At 60.5% G+C, this 6,982-nt stretch carries 4 protein-coding genes; all 4 read left to right on the top strand.

Going from position 1 to position 6,982, the window contains the following annotated elements; translation table 11 throughout:
* Positions 1 to 1,530, top strand: a 1,530-nt coding sequence (locus tag ACUVTA_RS07240) for a VWA domain-containing protein (protein WP_445952288.1), incomplete at its 5' end; no start/stop codon positions are given.
* 57 nt (positions 1,531 to 1,587) lie between these two features.
* Positions 1,588 to 2,712, top strand: a complete 1,125-nt coding sequence (locus ACUVTA_RS07245; RefSeq protein ID WP_445952289.1) for an ATP-binding protein — start codon at positions 1,588 to 1,590, stop codon at positions 2,710 to 2,712.
* 78 nt (positions 2,713 to 2,790) lie between these two features.
* Positions 2,791 to 3,264 (top strand): ABC transporter permease, encoded by a 474-nt coding sequence (locus ACUVTA_RS07250; protein WP_445952290.1) that lies wholly within the window; start codon positions 2,791 to 2,793, stop codon positions 3,262 to 3,264.
* Positions 3,265 to 3,339: 75 nt separating this feature from the next.
* A complete protein-coding gene (locus tag ACUVTA_RS07255; protein ID WP_445952291.1) occupies positions 3,340 to 6,972 on the top strand; it encodes a cobaltochelatase subunit CobN in 3,633 nt (1,210 codons plus the stop codon).
* The last annotated feature ends 10 nt before the right edge of the window (positions 6,973 to 6,982 follow it).

Consider the following 6,982-nt stretch of genomic DNA (forward strand, 5'->3'; position numbering starts at 1 on the left):
GCGGCGGCCTCCGGGGTGAACGTGGTGGAGCGGGAAGGGATTTCCTTCGCCCACGCGGCGCGCTTCATCTTAGTGGGGACGATGAACCCGGAGGAAGGAGAGCTGCGGCCGCAGTTGCTCGACCGCTTCGGGCTGTGCGTACCGGTGGCGGCGGTGCGGGACCCGGCGGCGCGGGCGGCGATCGCGCGGCGGCGCGAGGCGTATGACGCTGACCCGGTGGGCTTCATCCAGGCTTTTGCGCCGCAAGAGGAAGAGCTGCGGCAGCGGCTGGCGGCGGCGCGCGCCCGCCTGGCGGCGGTGGCGGTTCGGGAGGCGGCGGTGAAGCGAGCGACAGAACTAGCGGCAGCAGCCTTCTGTGCCGGGCAGCGAGCGGAAATCGTGCTGGTGCAGGCGGCGCGGGCGCTTGCTGCCTGGGAGGAGCGGGACGCGGCGACGCCGGAAGACGTGGAGCGGGTGGCGGAACTGGTACTCTACCACCGGCGGCGTGAGGTCCCGCCGCCGCCGGCGCAGCAGCCGGAGGAGGAACCGCGGGAGGAACCACCGGAAGAACCGCCAGCGCAGCCGGAGGAAGAGGAACCACCGGAGGACCGGCAGGAGCAAGAAAAAGATAAGGCGCCCACCCCGCCGCCGGCGAAAGGGGATGAGCGGGAGCAGCAGGGTGGGGAACGGGAGGAGAAAGAAGCGCCGGAGACGGTTTTTGCCGTCGGCGAGCCTTTCCCGGTGCGGCGGTTAGAGTACGGGCGGGACCGTATCTTACGCAAGGGTTCGGGACGCCGCTCGCGCACCCTCACCCCGACCCGCGCCGGGCGCTACGTCCGGGCGACGGTGCGGCGGGGGCGGAACGACTTGGCCTTCGACGCGACGCTGCGGGCGGCTGCGCCCCACCAGCAGCGGCGAGAGAAAAAGGGCCTGGCGATCGCTATCGTGCCTGACGACATCCGGGAAAAGGTGCGGGAAAAGCGGGTGGGGAACTTCCTCCTCTTCGTGGTGGACGCGAGCGGCTCGATGGGGGCGCAGCAGCGGATGGTAGCCGCCAAAGGAGCGGTCTTATCCTTGCTGCTGGATGCCTACCAGAAGCGGGACCGGGTGGGGTTGATCGCCTTTAAAGGCGAGCGAGCAGCGGTTTTGCTCCCGCCGACGAACAGTGTGGAGTTAGCCTACCGGTGCTTGGAGGAACTGCCCACGGGCGGGCGAACACCGCTGGCCGCGGGGCTGCTGCAGGCCTACGAGACGGCGCGGGTAGAGCTTCGCAAAAACCCCAACCTCGCACCGCTCCTGATTATCATCTCCGACGGGCGGGGGAACGTGGGATTAGGGAACGGCAAGCCCTTAGAGGAGGCCTGGCAGGTGGCAGCGCTGATCCAGGAGGAGCAGCGGCTTAAGAGCCTGGTAGTAGACGTGGAGAGAGAAGGTGTCTTAAATTTCGGACTGGCGCGACGGTTAGCGGCGGCGCTGGGGGCGACCTATTTCCGGGTTGAAGATTTGAAGGCGGACGTGCTGGTGCAGGCGGTGCGGGCGTTAACGGATTGAGTTACTGGTTCGAAGTGCGGCGTTAGATAGTGCAAAGTTGAAAACGGAGGTTGATTTATGCGCCAAGAGATTTTTCCTTTCACTGCTTTGGTTAGCCAGGAAGAGATGAAGAAGGCGCTGGTTTTAAACGCGGTCAACCCGCGGATCGGCGGGGTGCTGATTCGGGGTGAAAAGGGCACCGCTAAATCGACGGCGGTGCGGGGCTTGGCCGAGCTTTTGCCAGAGATCAGGGTGGTTGCCGGCTGCCCCTTCGGCTGCGACCCGGACGACATAACGGTGATGTGTGCGGACTGCCGCCACCGGCGGGAGGCGGGGGAGGAGCTGCCGGTGGCGACCCGGAAGATGCGGGTGGTGGACCTGCCGGTCTCGGCCACGGAAGACCGGGTGGTGGGGACGCTCGACATCGAGCACGCGCTCAAAAAAGGGGAGAAGCGGTTCGAGCCGGGGGTGCTTGCCGCAGCCAACCGGGGCATCCTCTACGTGGACGAGGTGAACCTTTTGGACGACCACGTGGTGGACGTTTTGCTCGACGCGGCGGCGATGGGGGTGAACACCGTGGAGCGCGAGGGCGTTTCCTTCAGCCACCCGGCGCGCTTCATCCTGGTGGGGACGATGAACCCGGAGGAGGGGGAGCTGCGGCCGCAGTTACTCGACCGCTTCGGTCTCTGCGTCAACATCACCGGAGTGACCGATCCGGCGCTGCGGGCCGAGATCGTGAAGCGGCGCCTTGCCTTCGAGGAGGACCCGGCGGGCTTTGCGGCGGCCTGGGAACCGGAGCAGCAGCGGCTCCGGGAGCAGATCGTGGCGGCGCGGGCGCTTCTGCCCCAAGTGACGGCCGCCGACGAGATCCTGCTCCTTATCGCCCGGACGGCGATCGAGATGGGAGTAGACGGCCACCGGGCGGACCTGGTGATGCTGAAAGCGGCGAAAACCAACGCGGCACTTGCCGGGCGGACCCAAGTAACCGAGGTAGATGTGCGAGAGACGGCGCACCTGGCCCTGGCCCACCGGATGCGGCGGAAGCCCTTCCAGGAAGTTGCGGTGGACCAGGAAAAGTTAGCGGGCATCTTAGGAGCGCACCCGCACCGTCACGGCGGACAGGCGGTGCATACCCACCCGCACACCCACCAGCATAGCCACGCCCACGGCCACCTGCACGGCCACGAGCACGGCCGCGGGTAGGCCGCTGCGGTTTTGTTGGTGACTCAAGCCCTAAATATTGTTGGATGGGTTGCGCTGCAAAGGGGGTAATCTTGTGTGGTGCTACGTGGTAAGGCGGCTGCTTTGTCTGGTGCCGGTCTTCGTCGGGGTTTCCATCATCACCTTCCCGGCTTCTGGCTGGGGCTCGGGCTCATCTACTTTTTCGCCGTGAAACTGGGGCTATTGCCGGTAATGGGCCGGGGCGGGTTGAAGCATCTGGTGCTGCCGGCGGTAACCTTAGGGTTTGGGCTGGCCGCCGTCTGCGCCCGGATTTTGCGGGCCGGCATGCTGGACGTGCTGGGCGGGCATCTTTTGGGGGGAGCGGTAATTGTGGAAACCATCTTTGCCTGGCCGGGCGTGGGGAAGTTTGCCGTGGATTCCATCTTCAACCGGGACTACCCGGTGATCCAGGGATACGCTCTTTTCATGGCTGCGGTCTTTGTCCTGGTGAACCTCCTGGTGGGATATATCTTACGTTTTCCTCGACCCGCGCATCCGCCTGGAAAGGGGAAGGTAGAACTGGCCGTGTTGTGAAGAGGCAAATTCAGGGACAAGCTCAGGTACCCGCGCAACTTTGAGGGCAGCGCGGCCACAAAATGAGGTGAAAGAATGGTCGGTTTTCTTCTTCTCAGCACCATTGATAATACCCGGGAACTCAGAGAAGCTCTGGCAGAAATCAGAGCGGAATATGGGGAAATTCTTTCGGTCAAAAAAATCTATTTCTCCGACTGGGAGCGAGGAAGAATTGATCCGAGGGAGGTGGAAGAAGCGGTAAAAAGCGCCCGGGTTATTCTCGTGGACATCCGGGGGCAGACGGAATTCACGGACCGGCTCCGGGAACTGATAACCAGAAGCGCTGCCACGGTGGTGGTTCTGGTCGGCGGGAGCCGCGATCTTCTTTTCCTCACCCGGATGGGTTCTTTTTCCGGCGCCGATCTCCCCCGGCGCGAGGGGCGCTTTGACATCGAGGCTTATCTTAAAGCGAGGAAGTTTGCCGAGATTGCCAAAAAACTGGGTTCAGTTCTCCCGGTGGGCAAGCTTAAGCACATGCGCAACTGGGTGCTGGCCTGCGAATATTACGCCGAGGGCGGCAAGGAAAACCTCAAAAACCTGTTTCTTTTCCTGCTGCGAGAATACTGCGGGGCAAAGGTAGAGGTCAGGCCGCCCCAAAAAATTTCCGACTGGGGGATCTGGTGGCCTCCTGATCACCGTTTTACCGACCTGAAGGTTTTTAAGACTTCTGTAAGCTGGGACGAGAGCAAGCCTGCCGTGGGCATTTTCTTTTACGGCGGCATGCACTTTGCCGACTGCGTGCCGGTGGTAGAGGCGCTGATAAAAGAATTGCGTGGTGAGATCAACCTCATTCCAGTTTTTTCTAGGGTGGAGCACAACCTCACGGCTCTCCGTTCCTGCTTTTTCGACGAAGGGCGCCCAGTGGTTGACCTCGTGATTAATCTGCAGTATTTCCGTTTGCACGGCGGGCCATACGGCGGAGCGCCCGAACCAACTTACCAGTTGCTGTCAGAACTTGGTGTTCCGGTGCTGACCGGGTTTCGGTCTTACACGACGGAAATAGGGGAATGGCAAAGAGAGAACCGGTTGAATCCTCTAGAAATTACCCTCGGCGTTATGTTACCGGAGTTGGACGGCTGTATCGAGCCGGTTTACGTGGGGGGACTCGTCTCTCTTGGGAAGGACGAGCTCCTGGGTGGAGAAGTGAAGGAAGTCCGGGCCCTGCCCGAAGGAATAGAGAGGCTTTGTGGGCGGGTTCGCAAGTGGCTTTGCTTGCGGCGCAAGCCCAACGCCGAGAAAAGACTAGCCATTATTCTGTACGACTATCCTCCGGGCGAAGCTAACCTGGGCAGCGCCGGTTATCTCGATGCTCTGGAAAGCCTGCGGATCTTTCTCGAAAGGCTGGCGGCTGCCGGGTACCGTGTGGAAGTTCCGGCGGGGGACCTAGGGGAGTTTCTTTTGTCCTGCGGCGTGGTAAACAACCCTGAGTGGCAGGTGGCTCCTCCTGGGATAACAGTGGATGCGGCGGTTTACCGCCGGTGGTACAGTGAGCTGCCGCCGGATTTGCGGGCGCAGATTGAAAGGCACTGGAGAGAACCGCCAGGAACCGTAATGGTCAGAAATGGGCAGATTTTGATCCCCGGTGTGGTGGCGGATAACGTTTTCATTGGCGTTCAACCATCGCGCGGTGTTCACGAAAATCCCGAGAAAGCCTATCACGACAAGGAGTTGCCGCCGCACCACCAGTACCTCTGTTTTTACTGGTGGTTGCAAAGAGAATTTAAGGTGGACTGCATCATCCACTGGGGAATGCACGGCACCCTGGAGTTCACCAAGGGCAAAGAAGCCCCGGTGTCGCGCCGCTGCTTCCCGGACATTCTGATTGGCGACATTCCCCACCTCTACTACTACTGGGTGGGGAACCCCTCGGAATCCACCATCGCCAAGCGGAGAAGCTACGCGGTTACGGTTTCTCACGCCTCGCCGCCGGTAGTTGCTGCCGGCCTTTACGGTGAGTATCTGGAGTTGGAGGAATTGCTGGCGGAGTACCGGAAAGCTGAAGGTCAGGACAAAGAAGTTCTGGCTGGGGCAATTAAAGAGAAAGCGCGGGCGCTTTCCCTGCCAGTTGGGGATCTGGCAGAATTAGAAGTCTATCTTTACCGGATGAAAAGGCGGCTTCTCCCCAAAGGTTTGCACGTTCTGGACAGGCAACTTGCGGAAGAGGACTTGATTGCCTATTTGGTGGCCCTCGTCCGGTTTGACCGGGAAGTGCCCTCGCTTTACCGGTTGGTGGCCGAGAGAAGGGGTTTTCCCTACGAGAGCCTCGCTCGGGAACCGGAGGCATTTGCTGCTGTTGACCGCGAAGTTCACCAGGTGATCAGGCGCTGGCTGGCGGGGGATGAGGCGGCCCTGCCACCGGAAATAGGCCGGTATCTTACCCAAGTGAAGGAGAACATTGCCCGCTCGCAGGAAAGTGCGGGGCTCCTTTCGGTGCTGGATGGGCGCTACCTTCTTCCCAACCTGGCTGGAGATCCGGTGCGTTCGCCTGAGGTTTACCCTGTCGGTCGGAATATGTACGAGTTCGACCCGCGGCTGATTCCCACATCCCTGGCGCTAAAGCGCGGGGAAGAAGCAGTAAAGGTTATTCTGGAGAGATTTTACCGCATGCACGGGCGCTACCCGGAAACAGTGGGGATGGTGCTGTGGGGGTTTGAGACCTTAAGCACAGGGGGCGAAACCATAGCCCAAATCCTGGCTTATCTCGGCGTACGTCTGGTCCGAAAGGAAAGCCCCTGGTTCAAGGAACTGGAGCTTATTCCTCTGGAGGAACTGGGCAGGCCCCGTATTGATGTTCTAGTGACCATCTGCGGCATCTTCCGCGACATATGTGGTTCTCAGATTGAACTGATCAACAAGGCAGTAGAAATAGCGGCCAGCGCTGCGGAACCGGAAGATACGAACTTTGTCCGCAAACACAGCTTGGAAATGGAAGTAGAACATGGTAATGCCGGGCGGGCACGGGTGTTCGGGCCCCATGCTACGGAGTACGCCACGACAATGCGAGCACTTGTAGAAACTGGGGCTTGGCGGGAAGAAAAGGAGTTAGTGGAAAGTTACGACAGTTCCATGTGCTACTGCTATCACCGCGGCAAGATTCAGGAAAACCGTGCGCTCTTTGCCAAACTTATCTCCACGGTTGACGTGGTTTCGCAGGTGAGGCACAGCACGGAATACGAATTCATCGATCTCGACCATTACTACGAGTTTTTTGGCGGGCTTTCCCGGAGCGTGGCGGAAAAGAAAGGAAAGACTCTCGCGCAGTGGGTGGTAGACACTACCGAAGAAATTACCGAAGTATCCGATGTGGGCCTGGCTATTGACCGCGCGGTGAGAACGCGCCTCTTCAACCCCAGGTGGATTGACGAGATGCTGAAGCACCAACACCACGGCGCCCAAAAGATAGCCGAGCGACTGGAATATCTGATCGGTCTTAAGGCCACCACTGGCCGGGTAAGCGAGTGGGTTTTCCGCGAGGCGCTCCACCGCTTCTTGCTGGACCAGGAGATGCGCCGCCGGTTGGCGGCGAACAACCGCTTTGCTGCCTTGGAAATAGCCAGGCGTATCGCCGAAGCTATACACCGGGGCTATCTCAACTGCCAAGAAGAAGAGCTGACCGAATTCCAAAGCGCGTTACTGGAACTGGAGGGCTGGGTCGAAGAAAAGATTTAAGGTGGTCAGA

This window comes from Thermodesulfitimonas sp., assembly GCF_052743955.1.